Here is a 21,158-nt window from a genome sequence, read left to right as displayed (position 1 = left end):
ACAGTCACCTGCGCGCATCTGCCGGTTTCGGATCAGACTGACGATGCAAGCACGCGGCCGCGGCCGGATCAAGGCAGAGACGACGCTCCGCCTCGAAACGACGCGGCCGGACCCCGGAATGGGGTCCGGCACCTACGGGCGGGATCAGGCGGCAGCCGGTTCCGGACGCTTCTGGATCACCTCGTCGATGAGGCCGAACTCCTTGGCGGCGTCGGCCGTCATGAAATTGTCGCGCTCGAGCGCCTGGACGATGGTGTCGTAGTCCCGTCCCGTGTGCTTCACGTAGATCTCGTTGAGGCGCTTCTTCAGGGCCTCGATCTCGCGGGCATGGATCAGGATGTCGGTGGCCTGACCCTGGAAGCCGCCCGACGGCTGGTGCACCATGATGCGAGCGTTCGGCAGGGCAAAGCGATGCCCGGGCTCGCCGGCGGTGAGCAGAAGCGAACCCATCGACGCGGCCTGGCCGACGCAAAGGGTCGTCACCGGGCAACGGATGAACTGCATGGTGTCGTAGATCGACAGACCCGAGGTCACCACGCCGCCGGGCGAGTTGATGTAGAAGGAGATCTCCTTCTTCGGGTTCTCGGCTTCGAGGAAGAGCAACTGCGCCACGATGAGCGAGGCGCCGTAATCCTCCACCGGGCCGGTAAGGAAGATGATCCGCTCGCGCAACAGGCGCGAATAGATGTCGAAGGCACGCTCGCCGCGGCTCGACTGCTCGACCACCATGGGCACGAGCGCGGAGTTATAATAGTCGACCGGATCTCTCATCATCACGTGCCCCAGGCTTCGAGGGGTCCGGCCGCGCCGCGAATCGGGCGCGGGCCGGACATTTCAGCGAACTCCGACGACGGTGAACGTCGCCTCTACTCTCGGCCCGCCGCCCACGAAGGGAGCACCGGGCTCAGTCGGCCTTGGCGACGGCAGGCAGGGCCTCGTCGCCGGTCGAAACAGTCTCGTCCTTATCGGACGCGGTCTTGGAGGCCCCGTCGGACGCCTCGGATTCGTCCTCGTCGGCGAACAACGCCTCCTTGGAGACGGGCTCTTCGACGAGCTTCACCTGCGCGAGCACGTGGTCGACGACCTTCTCTTCGAAGATCGGCGCACGCAGTTCCGCGAGCGCCTGGGCATTCTTACGGTAGAAGTCCCAGACCTGCTGCTCCTGACCCGGGAACTGCCGGACCCGGGCGATCAGGGCCTGATTGACCTCGTCGTCACTGACCTTGATATCGGCGGTCTCACCGACCTGCGCAAGCACCAAGCCGAGACGCACGCGACGCTCAGCGATTTTGCGGTACTCGGCGGTGGCCTTCTCCTCCGTGGTCCCCTCGTCCTCGAAGGTCTTCTCGCGGGTCTTCAGGTCCTGCTCGACCTGGGCCCACACGGCGGCGAACTCCTGGTGGACGAGGCTGGGCGGCAGCTCGAACGCATACTTGGTGTCCAGGGCGTCGAGGAGTTCCTTCTTGAGCTTGCGCCGGGACTGCGCCTCGAAGTCGCCGCCGATGGCGGTGGACACGGCCTCCTTCAGCTTATCGAGGGACTCCATGCCGAAGCCCTTGGCGAGTTCGTCGTCGATCTTGGTCTCGCCCGGCGCCTGGACGGCGGTGACGGTGACGTCGAACTCGGCCTCCTTGCCGGCCAATGCCTCGGCACCGTAGCCCTCGGGGAAGGTCGACTTCACCACGCGGCTCTCACCGGCCTTGGCGCCGACGAGCTGCTCTTCGAAGCCGGGGATGAACTGGCCCGACCCGAGTTCGAGGTCGACGCCCTCACCCTTGCCGCCCTCGAACTCGACGCCGTCGATGCGGCCGACGAAATCGATGGTGACGCGGTCGCCGGTCTCGGCGGCGGCACCCTCGTCGCGCGCCGTGAAGCTGCGGTTGGACGACGCCATGCGGGTGATGGCTTCGTCGACCTCGGTGTCGGAGGGCTTGGCCACGAGCTTGGTCAGGCTGACGTCGGAGAGATCGGCGAGCTCGAAGGTCGGGAGCACTTCCAGGGCGACGTTGAACTGCAGGTCGGCCTTGGCGTCGAGGGCGCGCTCGACAACGGACTGCTCGCCGGGGAACTCAACCTTGGGCTCGAGGGCGAGCTTGAGGTTGTTGTCCTGGACGATCTTCTGGTTGGCCTCGTTGACGGCGTTCTGCAGCACGTCGGCCATCACCGATCGGCCGTAGAGTTTGCGCAGGTGGGCCACCGGCACCTTGCCGGGGCGGAAGCCCTTGATCTGGGCCTTGTCCTTGAGGGTCGACAGCTCGCTGTTCAGGCGCTCCTCGAGCTCATGCGCGGCAAGGGATACCTGAAACTCGCGCTTCAGCCCCTGGGAGAGTGTCTCGGTCACCTGCATGGTCGTCTTTCCGCTGTCGTGCGTATGTTGGCGCAAATTTCGTTCGCTCCCCGCCACCCGTCGGGGCCGGGGAAGGTCGGCGCCAGGATATCACGCGAAAACCAGAGGCCGAATCGCGACGAACGGCCCGGCCGGCCATTCGCGGTGAGCCAATCCGTTCCGACGGCGATGGACTGGTGCGGGCGGAGGGGCTCGAACCCCCACGTCTTGCGACACTGGTACCTAAAACCAGCGCGTCTACCAGTTCCGCCACGCCCGCAAGCGACGACCTCCGGCGCGTAATCCCACCGCCAGAGCGCGGTCCTATAGCACGGGCGCAACGGGCCGCAGCAAAAAAAGTCGGGGTGTGCGATTTCCGCGTGGAAGGCTCCGTCGGCGGCGATCGGCACACCGGTTGGCGGGTCTTGGCCCTGAGTCTACAAGCAGCGCGGATCCGTTCGACGGACCGCTTCCGTCCTCCGCCAGAGGTGTCATGCCGCATCGTCGCTCGTCGCGTATCGGGTTGGTCTCCGACCCGGCCGTCTCACGCCGGACCCTGCTCGGTGGCGTCGCGGCTTTCGCCCTCGGATCGACGGAAGCCGTCGCGCAGGCGCCGGCGCGCCCGGCTGTGCCGGCAAAATCCGCCCCCGAGGTCAAGCCCGATGCCAAACCGGAAACCCCAGTCCGCACTTTGAGCGCCGTGCCCGGTACGACGCGGCTGAAGCCCGAGCCGGCCGTCGCGACCCCGGTGTGGTCCTTCGACAGCGCGGCCGTTCCCCCGGTGGTTCGGGTGAAGCTCGGCGAGACCGTGCGCTTGCGGGTCGAGAACAAGACCGACAGGCCGCTCTCCCTGCATTGGCACGGTGTGCGCAACCAGAATCCCATGGACGGCGTCGGCGGCCTGACCCAGGCTCCGATCCCGCCGGGCGGCGATTTCACCTACACCTTCGTGCCTCCCGACGCCGGCAGTTTCCTGATTCGGCCCCTCGTGGTGGGCGGATCGAGCGAGCCATCGGGCCGAGGGCTCGCCGGCATGCTGGTGGTCGAGGAGGTCGTGCCGCCCCCCGTCGACCACGACTTCACGGTCCTGATGCAGGATTGGCGTCTTTCCGACAACGGAACGCTGTTGCCCTTCGGCCAGACCGCATTCGCGGCGAGTTCGGGACGGCTGGGCAATCTCGTCACGGTCAACGGGAAGCCGGTGCCCGACGCCATCACGGTCCGCCCGGGTAGCCGGGTCCGCCTGCGCCTCGCCAACGCGTGCAATGCGCGCGGCACCCGCATCCGCTTCGACAACCTCAAGGTCTACGTTGCGGCCGTGGACGGCCAACCGACCGACACCTTCGAGCCGCTGCGCGCCACCCTCCCGTTCCCGCCCGGCACGCGCTACGACCTCATGCTCGACATGCCGGCGGAGGCCGGCGCCTCGGGCAGCATCACCGCGCTGGTTGGGAACGGCCTGGCGCTCGCCACCCTCACGACGAGTGGCGAACCGGTCACGGGCAAGCGTGGGGCGATCGGGCCCATCGGCGAGAACAAGCTCCTGCCGGCGGAGGTAAGACTCCAGAACGCGTTACGCCGGGACGTGGTGCTGACGGGCGGCGCCCGCATCGACAAGGACAAGCCCGCGACCGAACCGGCCTACACGGGTGATGCGGGGAAGGTCTGGGCGGTCAACGGTGCGTGGGGCAATGCCGGCGTGGCGCCCCTGTTCACGGTGAAGCGCGGCCAGGTGGTGGTTCTGGCCCTGCGCAACGACACCGCCTTTCCCCAGGCGCTCCATCTGCACGGCCATTCCTTCCGCCTGCTCCACCCCCTCGACGATGGCTGGGAGCCCTATTGGCTCGACACCTTCCAGCTTTTGGAAGGCCGTACCGCCCGCATCGCATTCAAGGCCGACAATCCCGGCCGCTGGATGATCGGCGCGACGGTGCTGGAGCGGTTCGACACCGGGCTGTGGGGCTGGTTCGAGGTGACCTGAACCGTTCGGTCAGGCTTCGATCAGCCCCCGCAGCACTGCCGGGATCAACTCCGGCATATCCTCGGCGATGAGGCCGGGGCCGTGGCGGCGGCCGGCATCGCCGTGCATCCAGACGGCTGCGGCCGCCGCCTCGAACGGATCCATGCCCTGCGCCAGCAGTCCCGCGATGAGGCCGGACAGCACGTCGCCCGAACCGGCCGTACCGAGATAGGGCGTGCCGTGGTCGTTGATGGCCGCCCGGCCATCCGGCGCGGCGATCACCGTGTCCGCCCCCTTGAGAACCACGACCGCCCCGGCCACCGCCGCCGCCCGACGGGCGCGCTCCAGCTTCGACAGATCCTCGGCCACCGCGTCCGTCCCCTCGAACAGCCGGGCGAACTCGCCGTCATGCGGGGTCAGCACCGCCTGCGCGTCGCCGTCGGCGATGTGGGCGGCGAGGAGCCGGGCCTGCGCCTTGAAGCTCGTCAGCGCGTCGGCATCGAGCACGAGGCGACGCCCAGCGGCGGCGGCCACGGCGACGAGGTCGCGCGTGGCCTCGCCGATCCCGAGACCGGGCCCCGCCAGAACGACGTTCAGGCGCTCGTCCACGAGGAGGTCATCGAGATCGTCCGCGCTCTCGTACGGGCGCATCATGATGGCGGTGAGATGGGCGGCGTTCTCCGCGAGCGCGGCCGGTGGCGAAGCCAAGGTGACGAGGCCGGCGCCGATCCGCAGCGCCCCGCGCGCGGCGAGCCGCGCCGCGCCGGTGCGGTGCGCCGGACCGGACAGGACCAGGGCGTGCCCCCGCGTGTACTTGTGGCTCGACGCGTCCAGGCGGGGGAACGTCGATCCCCACAGAGCGGGGCCGTTCCGCCAGAGCGGAGCCTCGCTTGCGAATCCGGCCGCCAGATCGTCCGGGCCGGTACCGATCCCGGCGACGTGCAGGGCTCCGCAATGGGCGCGCCCCGGCTGAAGAAGATGCCCCGGCTTGAGCGCTACGAAGGTCACGGTCTCGACGGCGCGCACGGCGACGCCGCGCACCGCCCCGGTGTCGCCGTCGATGCCGCTCGGGACGTCGACGGCGATCACCGGTACGGCCGCTCGCGCCAGGCGCTGCACGAACGCGGCGGCCTCCCCACCGAGGTCGCGCGACAAGCCGGCGCCGAACAGGGCATCAACGACGAGGGCGTAGGCCGCGAAATCTTCGACACCGGCGAGCGTCATGACCGCCCCCGTCCATCCGGCCGCTGCGCCGGCGGCATCGCCCGCGAGGTCGGCCACGGGTACGAGTACGGCGAGTTCGACGCGGACTCCACCCTCCGCGAGATGCCGGGCCGCGACGAACCCATCACCGCCGTTGTTGCCCGGTCCGCACAGGACGAGCACGCGTCCGCCCTCCGGGAGATGGGCGCGCACCCGCGCCGCGACGGCGCCACCGGCTTGCTCCATCAAGGTGGAACCCGGCGTTCCGCCGAGAATCGCGGCGGCATCGACCCGGCGCATCGCCTCGACGGTGAGCAGGCGCGTCGTGTCCATCGGGAGTCCCCAAGAGTTCGCGAAAAGGAGGTGGAGGAAGACGAGTCGGTCGGCGAAGCTTCGGCTGGGAATCTGCCCGCATCCCGCCCAGCCGTGCCCTCGATCGTACCAAAGTGCGGCGAAGGCCCGAACGATATGCAGGACATGCACATTCGTTGTGCAAATTTCCGCATGCCATCGTCAAAACGGCGTGGCGGCGATCCGGTGGCGATGATACCAAAGTGGTTCAGAGCAGCATCGAGGTCAGGCCCGCCCGGCATGAAGAAGATCGAAGCGATCATCAAGCCTTTCAAACTCGACGAGGTGAAGGAAGCCCTTCAGGAGGTCGGCCTGCAGGGCATCACCGTGATCGAGGCGAAGGGTTTCGGCCGCCAGAAGGGCCATACCGAGCTCTATCGCGGTGCCGAGTACGTGGTCGATTTCCTGCCGAAGGTGAAACTCGAGATCGTTCTGTCGGATGCCCTGGTGGAAGGCGCCGTCGAGGCGATCCGCAAGTCGGCCCAGACCGGCCGCATCGGCGATGGCAAGATCTTCGTCTCGACCATCGAGGAAGCGATCCGCATCCGCACCGGCGAGACCGGCACCGACGCGATCTGAAGTCCGTCCCCTGACGTCCAGCGAAACCGTACGACAAGAAGGTGTCATCGCCTTCCGGTCCCGGCGCATCGATTGCGCGGACCCGGGCATGATGACGGAATCGTCGACCAGTTGCACGGCGATGGCGTTTTCTTCTCGCCGCCTGGGTCCACCCCGCGCGAAAACCCTATAAACCCGAGCCAACCGCGGGCCGCCCTTTGGCGGCCGGCGGCAAAACCACGGCTGAATGCCGCGACACGAAGGAGACCCCCGAGGATGGCCAAGACTGCAGCCGAAGTCCTGAAAGAGATCAAGGACAACGACGTCAAGTACGTGGACTTCCGGTTCACCGACCCGCGCGGCAAGTGGCAGCACGTGACGTTCGACGTCTCCCTCGTGGACGACGAGATTTTCACCGACGGGACCATGTTCGACGGCTCGTCCATCGCCGGCTGGAAGGCCATCAACGAGTCGGACATGTTGCTGATGCCCGACCCGGCGACCGCCTGCATGGACCCGTTCTTCTCGGCCTCCACCATGTCCATCGTCTGCGACGTGCTCGAGCCCTCGACCGGTGCGCCCTACAGCCGTGACCCGCGCAGCACGGCGAAGCTCGCCGAGGCCTACCTGAAGTCCACGGGCATCGGCGACACCATCTATGTCGGCCCCGAGGCCGAATTCTTCGTGTTCGATGACGTGAAGTTCGCCTCCGAGCCGTACCAGACCGGCTTCAAGCTCGATTCCACCGAGCTGCCGATCAACGGCTTCACCGACTACGAAGGCGGCAACCTCGGCCACCGCATTCCGATGAAGGGCGGCTACTTCCCGGTGCCGCCGCAGGATTCGGCGCAGGACATGCGCGGCGAGATGCTGGCCGCCATGCAGTCCATGGGCGTGAAGGTGGAAAAGCACCACCACGAGGTGGCGAGCGCCCAGCACGAGCTCGGCATGAAGTTCGACACGCTCACCCTGCTCGCCGACCACATGCAGATCTACAAGTACTGCATCCACAACGTCGCCCAAAGCTACGGCAAGACGGCGACCTTCATGCCGAAGCCCGTCTACGGCGACAACGGCTCGGGCATGCACGTGCACCAGTCGATCTGGAAGGACGGCAAGCCGCTCTTCGCCGGCGACAAGTACGCCGACCTCAGCCAGGAATGCCTGTGGTTCATCGGGGGCACGATCAAGCACGCCAAGGCCCTCAACGCCTTCACCAACCCGTCGACCAACTCCTACAAGCGCCTGGTGCCGGGCTACGAGGCTCCCGTGCTGCTGGCCTACTCGGCCCGCAACCGCTCGGCCTCCTGCCGCATCCCGTGGACGACGAACCCGAAGGCCAAGCGCGTCGAGGTCCGTTTCCCAGACCCGATGGCCAACCCCTACCTCGCCTTCTCGGCCCTGCTCATGGCCGGCCTCGACGGCATCCTCAACAAGATCGATCCGGGCCCGGCCATGGACAAGGATCTCTACGACCTGCCGCCGCGCGAGCTGAAGAAGATCCCCACCGTCTGCGGCAGCCTGCGTGAAGCCCTGCAGAACCTCGACCGCGACCGCGCCTTCCTCAAGATGGGCAACGTCTTCACGGACGATCAGATCGACTCGTTCATCGAGCTCAAGATGACGGAAGTGATGCGCTACGAGATGACCCCCCATCCCGTCGAGTTCACCATGTACTACTCGCTCTGAAACGAGCCGACCGAGCATAATGCCCGGCCTTCGGACGACCGTCACGCCGGAGCCTCGAAGGAGGTTCCGGCGTTTCGCGTCGGAGGCGCCACGGAGACCTGACCCGGACAGGCCGCGTTCGGTCCAATCTGACATGTCCGCCCGGTTGCGTAGACGATCCGTGGTCGAGTGCGGGCTCTCCGTCACCGCTCATCGTCTCGACGTGTCCGATCTGATAGGGCGGGTGCCCATGGTCCGCACGATCCTCTTTCGCCTTCACTGGGCTCTCGGCCTCACCGCCGGCCTCGTCCTCGTCGTCCTCGGTGTCACGGGGGCGTTGATGAGCTACGAGGAGGCGATCGGCGAATGGGCCGACCGCGACCGGGCCTCCATGCCGGTTCAGGATGCAGTCCGCCTCGGTCCGGAGGCCATGGTTGCACGGCTGCAGGCGCAGCGACCGGGCGCGAGGGTGAGTACCCTCACCCTTTCGGGCGACCCGGAACGCACACCACGGGCCCGATTCAGCACGGACGCCAAGACCGGCGCGCGGCCGCCCTCGGCCTACCTCGATCCCTACGACGGACGCGACCTCGGCCCGCCGCGCCTCGAATCCGCCTTCGCGACGATCCGCGACCTGCATCGCTGGCTCCTCGTGCCGGGCGACGGCAAAGGCTGGGGCCGCAGCGTCACGGGCGCCAGCACCATCGCCTTGCTGGTGTTTCTCGCAACGGGCCTCTACCTGCGCTGGCCGCAGATCCATTCCTGGCGGGTCTGGCTGAGGCCCCGCCTCGCACGTCCGGGCCGCGCGCGCTGGTGGTCGCTCCACACCATCGCGGGAACCTGGCTCCTGCCGGCCTATGCCCTGATCGCACTCTCGGGCCTGTGGTGGTCCTACGACGGGTACCGGACGGTCGCCACCTGGGCGCTGACCGGCGAGGCTCCGCGCACGCGGCCTAGCCGCATGCCCGGCCGCAGCGGACCGGCGGAACCGCTTGCCCTCGACCGGACCTGGGCGGCGTTCCAGGCCGGGGAAGGCGCCGGTGCCACCCTCGCCATCGTCACCCTTCCGGCCGCCGACGCCACCGCGATCCGCATCCGCTACCTCACCCGCGACGCCCCCGATTCGAGAGCGCGCAACGACATCACGTTCGATGCGGCCACCGGCGCGCAAGCCTCGGTGAGCCGCGACGCCGACAAGCCCCTCGGCCAGCGCATGGCCGACAACATGCTGGAGGTCCATCGCGGACGCTTCTTCGGCGGGATCGTCGCGTTCGTGTTCTTCGCGGCCTCGCTGCTGATGCCGGTCCTGGCGGTGAGTGGCCTCGTCCTCTACGCGCTGCGCCGACGCAGCGCTCGCCGGCGCGCGACATCCGCTAGTCCCGGTCTCGAAACCGCTCGACCTTTGAAGGTTTGACAGAAGGGGCTGGCGGCGCGCTCCCCCGCGCGTAGATTGAGCGGAACGGGCCGCAGATGCCCACCGCCTGGGAGACCGTCCGCCATGCCCGTCATCTTCTCCGCCCCGACCGTCACCGCCTACAGGTGCGGCCGTACGCTGCTCCTTGGCGCCGTTGCGAGCCTTGCTCTCACGAGCCTCGCGGCGACCGGCGTCCGGGCGGAGGGCGACGCCCGCATCATCGGCCTATGGAAGCTCGTCTCCTACGAGGTCGAGGTGCGCTCCAACGGCGAGAAGGACCCGGTGATGGGGGCGCACCCCACGGGCTACGCCTATTTCACGCCCAAGGGCCGGGTGTTCTTCAACCTCACGGGCGAGGATCGCAAGCCGGCCAAGGACCCCGAGGGCAAGGCGCGCCTCCTCGACACCATCGTGGCTTACACGGGCAAGTTCACCACCACCGGCGACCAGTGGACGACCCGCATCGACACAGCCTGGAATCCCGACTGGATCGGCACCGATCAGACCCGCACGTTCAAGCTCGACGGCAAGCGGCTCACAGTGCTCACCCCGTGGCGGATCATGCCGAACTGGGCCAAGCAGGGCGAGACCCGCAGCATCGTCACCTTCGAGCGCGCCACCGACGGCTGACCTGGACCAACCCAACACCGGAGCACGCCATGACCCTCGTGATACCCGTGATCCTCGGCTCCGTCCGCACCGAACGCCAGGGCCTGCGCGCCGCGCGGTTCCTGGTGGCGCAACTGGAGGCGCGCGGCGTCGAGGCGCCCCTGGTCGATCCGGCCGAGTTGCAACTGCCGCTCCTCGACAAGATGTACAAGGAATACCCCAAAGGTTCGGCGCCGCCGGCCCTGGAGGAACTGGCGACGCTCTATCGCCGCTCGGATGCCTTCGTGGTGGTCTCGGCCGAGTACAATCACTCGATCCCACCGGCTTTGTCGAACACCCTCGACCATTTCCTCGAGGAGTATTCCTGGCGGCCTTCGGCGATCTGCTGCTACTCGGCCGGGCAGTACGGCGGCGTGCGGGCGGCGATGCAGTTGCGGGCGATGATGGGTGAACTCGGTGCGTCGAGCATCCCGTCGCTCCTGCCGATCCCGCGCATCGGCAAGGCCCTCGACGCGGAGGGCAATCCGCAGGAGGCGTGGCTGACCCGGGCGGCTTCGCGCTTCCTCGACGAATTGGTCTGGTACGCCGAAGCGCTGCAGGCCAAGCGAGCGGGCGGTACGCCGTATTGAGATCGCGGTCTGGCGCGGGGCTTGCCCTCCTCCGGCACCCGCTTTCGCCAACGGACGAACCCCATGAACGATGTCAGACCGCTCCTTTCCAGCCTCGTGAAGGCGGCCCTGATGGGGGACGACCGCGCCAGTCTCCTGTGGCGCGAAGAGGCGCGCCAGAGCCACGCCCGTATCCTCGCCGACCCGTCCGCCGTCGCAAACCTCAAGATCGACGGAATGTGGACCCTGGCCGTGGGTGATGCGGAGGCGCCGGAGTTTCGGGAGGCGGAGGGTCAAGTCGAGTTCGGATTGCCGGCCCTATGCCCGTTCACCCTCAGGGAAATCGCCGCCCCCGATCTCGACATCGACGCGGCGGTGGAGCGCATCCGCGGATCGGCCGCCACGGGCTGATTCCCTGCGGCCGACGAAACCGTGTTGAGGGGCGCGACCGTGCCGTTGCCCGAATGCGGAGTCGGGCCCATGTTACGGGCACAGGCCGTGATCCCGCGCCGGGATCGGCCGAGACCTTATAGTGTCGGGCCCTTCGCCCGCGCCGCGAGCCCGAGCCTTTGGCCAAACGCATCAATCCGAATCCAGCACGTCCCGCCCTCCCCTCCCGCGAAGAGATTCTCGGCTTCATCGCCTCGGCGACGGAAAAGGTCGGCAAACGCGAGATCGCGGCGGCTTTCAACATCAAGGGCGCCGACCGCATCGGCCTCAAGCGCATCCTCAAGGAAATCGAGGAGGACGGGGCCATCGAGCGTGGCAAGGGCGGCCTGACGGAGGCCGGACGCCTGCCGGCGGTGGTGCTCGCCGACATCAAGTCCCGCGATCGCGACGGCGATTTCCTGGCGATTCCGGTCGAGTGGGATCAAGCCAAGGGCCCACCTCCGAAAATCACCGTGATCGCGCCACGCCCCGGCCGGAAGCCAGGGCTCGCAGCACCGGGCGTCAACGACCGGGTGCTCCTGCGCGTCGAGCCCACCGAGGGCGAGACCGGGCGCTATTCCGGCCGGGTCATCAAGGTCGTCGGTAAGAACAAGGCCGAGATCATAGGGGTCTACCGCGCTGGCAAGGATGGTGGCCGCATCATCCCGGTGGAGAAGCGGGCGCAGGGCCGCGAGATCGCGATCCCGGCGGGCGAAGAAGGCGAGGCCCGAGACGGCGACCTCGTCAGCGTCAGCCTGCAGCGCGAGACCCAGTTCGGCCTGCCCCAGGGCCGGGTGAAGGAGCGCCTCGGCTCGCTCGGCTCCGAGAAGGCCGTGAGCCTCATCGCGCTCCACCTACACCACATTCCCCACGTCTTCGCCGCAGCGACCCTCGCCGAAGCCGATGCGGTGGAAGCCGTAGGGCTCGACGGACGCGAGGATTGGCGCGCCGAGCCGTTGCTGACCATCGACCCGCCGGACGCCAAGGACCACGACGACGCCGTGATGGCGATCCCGGATCCCGATCCGGCCAACACAGGCGGTTTCGTGATCACCGTCGCCATCGCGGATGTGGCGACCTATGTGCGCCCCGGTTCGGCCCTCGATCGCGAGGCCCTGATGCGGGGCAACTCGGTCTACTTCCCCGACCGGGTGGTGCCGATGCTGCCCGAGCGCATTTCCAACGATCTGTGTTCCCTGCGGCAGAACGAGGACCGCCCGGCGCTCGCCGTCCGCATGGTCGTCACGGCCGATGGCACGAAGCGCCGCCACAGCTTCCATCGTGTGATGATGCGCTCGCGGGCGAAGCTCTCCTACGCCCAGGCGCAGGCGGCCATCGACGGGTTCACGGACGAGACCACTGCGCCGCTGGTCGAGCCTGTGCTGCGTCCGCTCTATGCGGCCTACGAAGCCCTGAAGGCGGCACGCGACGCGCGCGGGCCGCTGGCCCTCGACTTGCCCGAGCGCAAGGTGCTGCTCACGGCCGAGGGCGCCGTGGATCGCGTCGTGGTGCCGGCGCGTCTCGACGCGCACCGGCTCATCGAGGAGTTCATGATCCAGGCGAACGTCGCCGCCGCCGAGACCCTGGAGCAGGCCAAGCAACCCCTGATCTACCGGGTCCACGACGAGCCGGCCCTGGAGAAGATGCGCGCTTTGGGCGAAGTGCTCGCCTCCATCGGCATCAAGATCCCCCAGGAAGCCAAACTCCGCCCCGCCCTATTCAATCGCATCCTCAGCTCAGTGGCCGAGACCGAACATGCGATCTTCATCAACGAGGTGGTGCTTCGGTCCCAGGCCCAGGCGGTCTACGCCGCGCAGAACCTCGGGCATTTCGGCCTCAACCTGCGCCGCTACGCCCACTTCACCTCGCCGATCCGGCGCTACGCCGACCTCATCGTCCACCGCGCCCTGATCGCGGCCTGCCGCCTCGGGCGCGACGGGTTGTCTTCCGAGGTCACCGTGGGGATGCTCGATGGGATCGGCGAGCAGATTTCGGCCGCCGAGCGCCGTGCCATGGCGGCCGAGCGCGAGACCATCGACCGGCTCATCGCCCACCACCTCGCCGACCGCGTCGGCGCGACCTTCACCGGACAGATCTCGGGTGTCACGCGCTCGGGGCTGTTCATCAAGCTGGACGAGACCGGGGCCGACGGCTTCGTGCCGATCTCGACCATCGGCGCCGACTTCTATCGGCACGACGAGGCCCGGCACGCCCTCGTGGGTGAGCGCTCGGGTGAGACCCATCGTCTCGGCGACCGCGTCGAGGTGCGCCTTGTGGAGGCGGCCGCCGTGGCGGGTGCTCTGCGGTTCGAGTTGCTCTCGGAAGGCCAGGCCAGGCCGGAGCGGTCATCGCCCGGGGGCAAGCCTCGGACCGCCCGCAAGTCCGGGGCACCGGGGCGTCCCCCCGGCATCCGCAACACCGGGTCGCGTCACCGCGGGTCGCGCCGCTAGGTTGGTTGGGGTAAATTGGGGGGACCCGAGGCACAGGATGGAATCCGCATGACCGCGCGCGTCGAGACCCTCCCTGGCGAACGCAAGGGCCTCGTGAGATCGATGGGGCGCGGCTTTGTCGGCCGCTGCCCCCATTGTGGGGAGGGCCGAATCTTCGGGCGCTTCCTCAAGGTTCAGCCGGAATGCGACACGTGCGGCCTTGCTCTGCACAGCCATCGGGCCGACGACCTGCCGCCCTACGTCGTCATCTTCATCATCGGCCACATCGTCGGGTACTTCATCCTCGAACTCGAGACGAATTACGACGTGCCACTGTGGTTTCAGCTAACCTTCTGGCCGTTCATCACCTTGGCCTCGGCGCTGGCGTTGCTCCAGCCGGTGAAGGGAGCCGTCGTCGGCCTGCAATACGCCCTTGGCATGGGGGGGTTCGCCACGCTACCCGTGGGGCCGAGCGTGGCCGTTTCGGCGCCGAAGGAGCTTCAGCGTGGACCCAGCGACACTCGCGAGCACGGCCTCGGACGAACCTGACGCCCCGAGGTCGGGGATTGCGAAGAAAGCCGCCCTGCGGCCCCGCAACGCTGCCACCCTCATCATCCTCGATCGCTCGAAGAAGACGCCGAAGGTCCTGATGGGCCGGCGCCACGCGTCGTTGGCGTTCATGCCCGGAAAGTTCGTGTTCCCCGGGGGGCGCATCGAGCCGGGTGACCGGCACATGCCCGTCGCCGGGGCGCTCTCGGCCCGTGCCAGCGACGCTCTGGCTGCACAGGTGCCGCGTGCCTCGCATGGCCTCGGCCGCGCCTTGGCACTCGCGGCCATCCGGGAGACCTACGAAGAAACCGGCCTGATGCTCGGCACTCGCGAGTACGGGCCACCGGATTCGGCACCCGAAGGGGTTTGGCAGTTGTTCCGGGAGGCCGGGATCATGCCCGACCTCGAAGCCCTGCACCTCGTGGCCCGCGCCATCACCCCACCGAACCGGCCCCGCCGGTTCGACACCCGCTTCTTCGCCGTTGACCGCAGGGCTGTGGCGGGCGAGGCACCCGGCGTCGTGACGGCGGATTCAGAACTGGTGGAAATCGTATGGGTCACGTTCGCGGAAGCCCGTGCCCTCGATCTGCCGCGTATCACGAGCCTCGTGCTCGCCGATGTCGAAGCGCAGGTCGCAGGCAATCTCGCCCCGTACCTGCCGATACCCTTTTATTATGAGCGTCGGGGTAAGGGACAGCGAGAGGTGCTTTAACGCCACCCTTCCCCACCCCTCGACGCCGATTCCGGAACTGAGTCCCGATCCAGCCCGTTGAAAAGTGGATATCTTCTCGGGAGTCGCTTCATGCTAAAAGGTGGTTTGCTTTGGTTGATCGGCATTCCGTTGCCGATCATTCTGATCATCTACTTCTTCACCGGCTGGTTGCACTAAAGATTTCGCACCGGGAAAAAATAAGAAGGCCCCGCTTCACCGGCGGGGCCTTTTCTCATTCGGCCGCGTCGAGCCGTGGCCGCTCGATCTCGGCGCGCTCACGCTTCACCAACTCGGCGGTGAGGAACGCCACTTCCAGGGCCTGCTCCGCGTTGAGCCGCGGGTCGCAATAGGTGTGGTAGCGGTCTTGCAGGTCGTCGGCCGTCAGCGCCCGGGCGCCGCCCGTGCACTCCGTGACATCCTTGCCGGTCATCTCCAGGTGAATACCGCCCGCGATGGTCCCCTCGGCGCGATGGATGCCGAAGAAGCTCTCGATCTCCTGCATCACCCGCTCGAACGGACGGGTCTTGTACCCGCCGGCCGAGATGGTGTTTCCGTGCATGGGATCGCACACCCACACGACCTTTCGGCCCTCGCGCTCCACCGCCCGGATCAGCCCCGGCAGGTGATCGCCGACCTTGTCCGCGCCGAAGCGGCAGATCAGGGTCAGGCGACCGCCCTCGTTGCCCGGGTTCAATTGGTCGATGAGTCCGATCAGACCCTCGGCCGTCATCGACGGACCGCACTTCAGGCCGATGGGGTTCTTGATGCCGCGGGCGTACTCGATGTGCGCGTGGTCGGCCTGACGGGTCCGATCGCCGATCCACAGCATGTGGCCCGACGTGGCGTACCAGTCGCCGCTCGTGGAATCGACGCGGGTCAGCGCCTCCTCGTAGCCAAGCAGCAGGGCCTCGTGACTGGTGTAAAAGTCCGTGGTGCGAACCTCCTGGTGCGTCTCGGGATTGATTCCGATGGCGCGCATGAAGTCGAGGGTCTCGGTCATCCGCTCGGCGCAATCGGCGTAGCGCGCGGATTGCGGCGAATCCTTCACGAAGCCCAGCATCCAGCGGTGCGAGTTCTCCAAGTTGGCGTAGCCGCCAGTGGCGAAGGCGCGCAGCAGGTTGAGCGTCGCCGCCGACTGGCGGTACGCCTCCAACTGCCGGCGCGGATCGGGAATGCGCGCCTCCTCGGTGAAGGTGAGGCCGTTGACGATGTCGCCGCGGTAGCTCGGCAGGCTGACACCGCCCAGGGTCTCGGTCGGCGACGAGCGCGGCTTGGCGAACTGCCCGGCGATGCGCCCGACCTTCACCACGGGCGATCCGCCCGCGAAAGTCAGGACGAGGGCCATCTGCAGGAACACGCGGAAGAAGTCGCGGATATTGTCGGCTGAATGCTCGTCGAAGCTCTCGGCGCAATCGCCACCCTGGAGAAGGAAGGCCTCGCCCGTGGAGACGCGCGCCAGGGCCGACTTCAGCTTGCGCGCCTCACCGGCAAAAACGAGGGGCGGGAAGCTCGCGAGTTGGGTCTCGACCGTCTCGAGAGCCGCCGCGTCCGGATAGGCCGGTACCTGCTGGATCGGCAGGTTGCGCCAAGATTTCGGCGTCCAACCAGTCTTCGATGTCCAACGCTCACCCATGATCGTCTCCCGCCACCCCTTGGCCGGCTTTCACGCGCAACACGATGCTGCGTGGAAAGCGCGGCTTATAGAGAGGTTTTTCGCAGGAGGCGAGTTAGCCCGGGAACCGGTCTGCCCTGCTTGAGGATCAGGCGACGTCGCCGTCCTCGATAGCGATTCCGTGCTCCGAGAGGATCCAGAAGATCGCCTCGAGATCCTCTGACGTCACGTCGCGCGGTGGCAAAGCCTCCTCGAGATCCTCGTAGGTCAGGCGGCGCATGCGTTGCGCCTCCGCTTTGGCCAGAAGCGTATCCACCGCCTTGCGCATGTCCGGCGGCAGGGCATCGTGGCTCGGCAGGCGATAGTCGTCGACCGGATGCAATGCCTCCGCCAGCATCCGGTCGATGATCACCTGACGGCGATCGTGCGCGTCGTCGTGCTGTTCCATGGGGGTTGTTATGGGTAGGCCAAGCGGTGCGTCGAGGGGTAAGGGTTAGGCCGGATGCGTGAGCGCCTCAAGACGCGGCAGCGCGCGCGACCCGCACTGGGATCGCCTTGGCCGCCGGGGTCTTCGCCTGTTCGTCGTGGTGCCAGAGCGGAATCAGCGGGTTCAGCTCCGGGTAATAACCACCACAATTGCCCGGCGGAATATCGTACTGGATCACCCGCAGACCCTTCACCGATCGCTCGAAGCCGTCATCGGACGGCGTCGACAGATCGACGGTCTCGCCATCCTTCACACCGATCCGGGCCATGTCTCCGGCATTCATGAACAGGATCGCGCGCGTGCCCTTCACGCCGCGAAAGCGGTCGTCGTAGCCGTAGATCGTGGTGTTGAACTGGTCGTTCGAGCGAAGCGTCATCAGATCGAGGATGTCGGGGCCGCGGGCCGGCATGTCCGGGTTCTCGTCGAGGCCCTCCGGCACGATGAAGTTGGCCTTGCCCGTCTCCGTCTCCCACTTGCGCTCGCGGGCCGGGATCGGCTTGTGCAAGCCACCCGGATCGAACATCCGTCCGTTCAGGTCGTGGAACACCGTCGGATAGGTCGTCTCGATGGCATCGCGGATCTTGGCGTAGTCGCCGACCCAGGCATCCCAGGTCACCTTGGGATTGGAAGCCAGCGTCGCCTTGGCGAGTTCGGCGACGATCCACGGCTCGGAACGGACATGCGCGCTGACGGGCTTCGTCACGCCGCGCGAACCATGGAAACACGAGGTCGAATCCTCCATGGACACGGCCTGCGGGCCGGAGGCCTGCGCATCGATCTCGATGCGGCCGAGGCAGGGTAGGATGTAGGCGACCTTGCCGTTGACGAGGTGGGAGCGGTTGAGCTTCGTCGAGATCTGGACGGTCAGGCGCATGCGCCGCCACGCCTCCTCCATCCGGACCGTATCCGGGATGGCGCGGACGAAATTGCCACCGAGGCTCAGAAACGCCTTCACCGACCCGTCGACGATGCCTTCGCAGGCCTCGACGGTGTTGAGACCCTTCTCGCGCGGCGGCTCGAAACCGTATTGGGTGGCGAGGGCGTCGAGGGGGGCGAGTTCGGGCTTCTCGGTGATGCCCACCGTGCGCTGTCCCTGGACGTTGGAATGACCGCGTACCGGACAGAGGCCAGCGCCGGGGCGTCCGACATTGCCACGAAGCAGCATGAGGTTGACGAGCATCTGCACCGCCTCGGTGCCCTTGCGGTGCTGGGTGAGGCCCATGCCGTAGACGCCAAGGACGGCGCGCGCCCGGCCGTAGGCCGCGGCCGCCGCCTCGATGGCGTCTCGCGTCAGACCGGAATGCGCTTCCAGGGTCCCCCAATCCTTGCGCTCGCAATAGGCCTTGAACGCATCGTACCCATGGGTGTGCTCCTCGATGAACGCCACGTCGAGGATTCGCGGGCGACCCACGACCCTGGCTTCGTCGTCGGCGGCGAACAGGGCCTTGCACATGCCGGTGATGGCGGCGATGTCACCGCCGGCCTTGACCTGATGGTACTGCGTCGAGATCTGCGTCTCGCTGCGGGTCACCATCTCGACGGGCGATTGCGGGTTGGTGAACCGCTCCAGTCCGCGCTCGCGCAACGGGTTGAAGGTGACGATCGGCACCCGGCGCTTGCGCGCATCCTGCAGGGGGTGAAGCATCCGGGGCGCGTTTGAGCCGACGTTCTGACCGAAAAACAGGATCAGGTCGGTGCTCTCGAAATCCTCCAGCACCGTGGTGCCGACGGCCGAACCGATGGAGGCCTTGAGGCCCACCGAAGTCGGCTCGTGGCACATGTTGGACGAGTCAGGCAGGTTGTTGTTGCCGTACATCCGCGCGAACAGCGCGTACATGTACGAGGTTTCCAGGGATGCCCGGCCGGAGGCGTAGCAGACCACGGATTTCGGATCCAAGGCGCGCAACTCCCGCCCGATCTCGGCGAAGGCCTCGGCCCATTCGACCGGAACGTAGCGGTCGCTCACGGGATCGTAGCGCAAGGGATGGGTGAGACGGCCCTTCTCCTCCAGCGCGTAGTCGGTCCATCCCAGGAGTTCCGTGACCGTGTGCGCGGCGAAGAAATCCGGTCCGACGCGCTTCGTGGTCTGCTCCCAGGCGGTCGCTTTGGCGCCGTTCTCGCAATACTCGAAGGCGGCTGGCTTCTTCGGCTTCGACCAAGCACAGGACGTGCACATGAACCCGTCGGGCTTGTTCTGCTTCAGGAGCAAAGCCGCGCCAGATACGGGAATCTCCTCGCGCAGCAGGATCTCCGCCAGCGACGACGCAGAGCCCCAGCCGCCCGCCGGACCGGTATAGGGTTCGATCTTCGGGTCGGCCATCTTGTCGGTCATGGGATATCCGGTTCGCGCGGTCGCCCTGGGGAGGCGCCCCTCGAAAGTGCTATCGGGAACCGGCCCCGGACCCGACCTGTTCCCAGCTGCGACGTCAGGTGCGCGCCGACCCCGCTAACCGACCGCTTCCGGATGCTTGGTGACCACGGGCGAGCGCATGGTGACGAGTTCCTCGCCGGCGGTCGGGTGGACCGCGATGGTACGATCGAAATCAGCCTTGGTGGCGCCCATGGTGACCGCGATGCCCACCGCCTGAATGATCTCGCCGGCATCGTGCCCTAGGATGTGGACGCCGACCACCCGGTCGCTGGCGCAATCGACGATCACTTTCATCAGGACCTTCTCATCGCGGCCCGACAGCGTCGCCTTCATCGGGCGAAAGCTCGACCGGTAGACGTCGATCTTTCCGTAGCGCTCCCGCGCCGTGCTCTCGTTGTGGCCGACGACGCCGATTTCCGGCGTCGAGAACACGGCCGTGGGGATGAGGTCGTGATCGACGGCCCACGATTTGTCCCCGAACACCGTGTCGGCGAAGGCGTGGCCTTCGCGAATGGCGATGGGGGTCAGCGCCGCGCGGTCGGTCACGTCGCCGACTGCGTAGATCGAAGGCACGCAGGTCTGGGAGAACGCGTCGACGGGGATCGCCCCGGCCTCGTCGAGGGTGATCCCGACGGATTCCAACCCAAGGCCTTCTACCTTCGGGCGCCGGCCCGTGGCGTAGAGAACCTGATCCACCTCGAGCGTCGTGCAGTCGCTCAGGGTCACGCCGAGGCCGCCAGCGACGCGCTCCAGGCGCTCGACGCTGATGCCGAGGCGCAAGTCCATGCGCTTGGCGTAAGCCTCGTCGAGGGCGTCGCGGATCTCGTCGTCGAAGCCGCGCAGGAGCCGGTCGCCGCGATGAGCCAGGGTGGTCTTCGAGCCGAGCGCCGCGAACACGCCGGCGAACTCCACCGCGATGTAGCCGCCACCGACAACGAGGATGCGTTCCGGCAGGCTTTCCAGCTCGAAGACCTCGTTGGAGGTGATGGCGAGCTCGCAGCCCGGCACCTCCGGGACTTTCACCGGATGCGCGCCCACGGCGACGAGGATGACCTTCGCCCGCACCCGCCGCCCGGAGGCAAGGCGCACCGTGTGGGCATTCTCGATCACCGCACGCTCATGCACGATCTCGACGCCGGCCTTGCCCAGATTGGTACCGTAGATGCCCTCCAGCCGCAGGACCTCGGCGTCGCGCCGCCGTTTCATCACGCTCCAGTCGAAGCGCGGCTCGGGCACGGTCCAGCCAAAGCCGGCGGCATCCTCGAACTCGTCGCGGAACCGGCTGGCATAGACCATGAGCTTCTTCGGGACGCAGCCCCGGATCACGCAGGTGCCACCGACCCGGTATTCCTCAGCGAGTTGGACCCGCGCGCCGTAGCCGGATGCGATGCGGGCGGCTCGCACACCGCCGGAGCCGCCGCCGATGACGAACAGATCGACGTCGAATTCCTGAGTCATGGATGCGGGTTCCGGCAATGGCAGCATTGTGCGCCCTCCATCGCCCGAACCTCGCCCGGCTTCAACCGTGACAGTCTGGCCGCGGCCCAACAAAAAAGCCGCCTCCCCTCGCGGGGAAGCGGCCCGATGGCCGGCGCTATGCGGCGATCAGCTTACTTGATCTTGGTTTCCTTGAAGTCGACATGCTTACGCACGACGGGGTCGTACTTCTTCATGGAGAGCTTCTCGGTCTGCGTGCGAGAATTCTTCTTCGTGACGTAGAAGTAGCCCGTGTCGGCGGTCGAGATCAGCTTAACTTTGACGGTGACGGCCTTGGCCATGGCGCGGCGCTCCTGTGATGGCGGCATTCCGCATCAGCGAAACGCAAAAGGGCCGGCCCGAGCCGGCTGAATACCGGCGCGTGATTGCCCCATC

The 21,158-nt window shown here is 67.3% G+C and carries 18 protein-coding genes and 1 tRNA gene; 10 read left to right on the top strand and 9 right to left on the bottom strand.

The window, feature by feature from the left end; all coding sequences use genetic code 11:
• Window positions 1-144: 144 nt before the first annotated feature.
• The 3 genes from ASF52_RS20145 to ASF52_RS20135 form a co-directional block, all read right to left on the bottom strand.
• Window positions 145-771, bottom strand: coding sequence for an ATP-dependent Clp protease proteolytic subunit (locus ASF52_RS20145; protein WP_026176059.1), 627 nt, complete (start codon window positions 769-771; stop codon window positions 145-147).
• 133 nt (window positions 772-904) lie between these two features.
• Complete coding sequence (tig, locus tag ASF52_RS20140; RefSeq protein ID WP_056176040.1) at window positions 905-2,347, bottom strand: trigger factor; 1,443 nt, start codon at window positions 2,345-2,347, stop codon at window positions 905-907.
• Window positions 2,348-2,521: 174 nt separating this feature from the next.
• Window positions 2,522-2,606, bottom strand: a tRNA-Leu gene (locus ASF52_RS20135).
• A 213-nt stretch (window positions 2,607-2,819) separates the two neighbouring features.
• On the opposite strand from ASF52_RS20135, the gene ASF52_RS20130 reads away from it, so the two are divergent.
• The gene (locus tag ASF52_RS20130; protein WP_056176038.1) at window positions 2,820-4,307 is read left to right on the top strand and encodes a multicopper oxidase family protein; all 1,488 of its coding nucleotides are present in this window, start codon (window positions 2,820-2,822) and stop codon (window positions 4,305-4,307) included.
• A gap of 9 nt (window positions 4,308-4,316) precedes the next feature.
• Here ASF52_RS20130 and ASF52_RS20125 read toward each other — a convergent pair whose 3' ends face one another.
• Window positions 4,317-5,822 carry a bifunctional ADP-dependent NAD(P)H-hydrate dehydratase/NAD(P)H-hydrate epimerase gene (locus tag ASF52_RS20125; protein ID WP_056176035.1) on the bottom strand — a complete coding sequence of 502 codons (1,506 nt, stop codon included), beginning with the start codon at window positions 5,820-5,822 and terminating at the stop codon, window positions 4,317-4,319.
• Window positions 5,823-6,080: 258 nt separating this feature from the next.
• Between ASF52_RS20125 and ASF52_RS20120 the strand changes: the two genes are divergently transcribed.
• The 9 genes from ASF52_RS20120 to ASF52_RS20080 all read left to right on the top strand — a co-directional run bounded on the left by ASF52_RS20120 (window position 6,081) and on the right by ASF52_RS20080 (window position 14,816).
• The gene (locus ASF52_RS20120) at window positions 6,081-6,419 is read left to right on the top strand and encodes a P-II family nitrogen regulator (RefSeq protein ID WP_003600526.1); all 339 of its coding nucleotides are present in this window, start codon (window positions 6,081-6,083) and stop codon (window positions 6,417-6,419) included.
• Between the two features lie 255 nt (window positions 6,420-6,674).
• A complete protein-coding gene (gene glnA, locus ASF52_RS20115; protein ID WP_056176032.1) occupies window positions 6,675-8,087 on the top strand; it encodes a type I glutamate--ammonia ligase in 1,413 nt (470 codons plus the stop codon).
• A 229-nt stretch (window positions 8,088-8,316) separates the two neighbouring features.
• The gene (locus ASF52_RS20110) at window positions 8,317-9,480 is read left to right on the top strand and encodes a PepSY-associated TM helix domain-containing protein (RefSeq protein WP_056176029.1); all 1,164 of its coding nucleotides are present in this window, start codon (window positions 8,317-8,319) and stop codon (window positions 9,478-9,480) included.
• 84 nt (window positions 9,481-9,564) lie between these two features.
• The gene (locus tag ASF52_RS20105; protein ID WP_082515412.1) at window positions 9,565-10,110 is read left to right on the top strand and encodes a lipocalin-like domain-containing protein; all 546 of its coding nucleotides are present in this window, start codon (window positions 9,565-9,567) and stop codon (window positions 10,108-10,110) included.
• Window positions 10,111-10,139: 29 nt separating this feature from the next.
• The gene (locus tag ASF52_RS20100) at window positions 10,140-10,718 is read left to right on the top strand and encodes an NADPH-dependent FMN reductase (RefSeq protein ID WP_056176026.1); all 579 of its coding nucleotides are present in this window, start codon (window positions 10,140-10,142) and stop codon (window positions 10,716-10,718) included.
• A 63-nt stretch (window positions 10,719-10,781) separates the two neighbouring features.
• Complete coding sequence (locus ASF52_RS20095) at window positions 10,782-11,108, top strand: hypothetical protein (protein WP_056176023.1); 327 nt, start codon at window positions 10,782-10,784, stop codon at window positions 11,106-11,108.
• 158 nt (window positions 11,109-11,266) lie between these two features.
• Window positions 11,267-13,576, top strand: coding sequence for a ribonuclease R (gene rnr / locus ASF52_RS20090; RefSeq protein ID WP_056176019.1), 2,310 nt, complete (start codon window positions 11,267-11,269; stop codon window positions 13,574-13,576).
• A gap of 48 nt (window positions 13,577-13,624) precedes the next feature.
• Window positions 13,625-14,104, top strand: a complete 480-nt coding sequence (locus ASF52_RS20085; RefSeq protein ID WP_056176015.1) for a DUF983 domain-containing protein — start codon at window positions 13,625-13,627, stop codon at window positions 14,102-14,104.
• A complete protein-coding gene (locus ASF52_RS20080) occupies window positions 14,061-14,816 on the top strand; it encodes an NUDIX hydrolase (protein ID WP_056176012.1) in 756 nt (251 codons plus the stop codon). Before ASF52_RS20085 ends, ASF52_RS20080 begins: the two co-directional genes overlap by 44 nt.
• 232 nt (window positions 14,817-15,048) lie before the next feature.
• On the opposite strand, the gene ASF52_RS20075 is transcribed toward ASF52_RS20080, so the two are convergent.
• The 5 genes from ASF52_RS20075 to rpmG form a co-directional block, all read right to left on the bottom strand.
• The gene (locus tag ASF52_RS20075) at window positions 15,049-16,449 is read right to left on the bottom strand and encodes a class II 3-deoxy-7-phosphoheptulonate synthase (RefSeq protein WP_056176009.1); all 1,401 of its coding nucleotides are present in this window, start codon (window positions 16,447-16,449) and stop codon (window positions 15,049-15,051) included.
• Between the two features lie 127 nt (window positions 16,450-16,576).
• Entirely contained in the window at window positions 16,577-16,876 is a 300-nt protein-coding gene (locus ASF52_RS20070; protein ID WP_056176006.1) for an RNA polymerase sigma factor region1.1 domain-containing protein, read from the bottom strand.
• Window positions 16,877-16,943: 67 nt separating this feature from the next.
• A complete protein-coding gene (locus ASF52_RS20065; RefSeq protein WP_056176219.1) occupies window positions 16,944-19,235 on the bottom strand; it encodes an FdhF/YdeP family oxidoreductase in 2,292 nt (763 codons plus the stop codon).
• Between the two features lie 126 nt (window positions 19,236-19,361).
• Entirely contained in the window at window positions 19,362-20,744 is a 1,383-nt protein-coding gene (gene gor, locus ASF52_RS20060; protein WP_056176003.1) for a glutathione-disulfide reductase, read from the bottom strand.
• A 152-nt stretch (window positions 20,745-20,896) separates the two neighbouring features.
• The gene (rpmG, locus tag ASF52_RS20055; RefSeq protein ID WP_018044575.1) at window positions 20,897-21,064 is read right to left on the bottom strand and encodes a 50S ribosomal protein L33; all 168 of its coding nucleotides are present in this window, start codon (window positions 21,062-21,064) and stop codon (window positions 20,897-20,899) included.
• Window positions 21,065-21,158: the final 94 nt, after the last annotated feature.

Origin of the sequence: Methylobacterium sp. Leaf112, assembly GCF_001423295.1 — a bacterium.
Taxonomy (GTDB): domain Bacteria; phylum Pseudomonadota; class Alphaproteobacteria; order Rhizobiales; family Beijerinckiaceae; genus Methylobacterium.
This window is presented reverse-complemented; position numbering and strand designations above follow the sequence as displayed.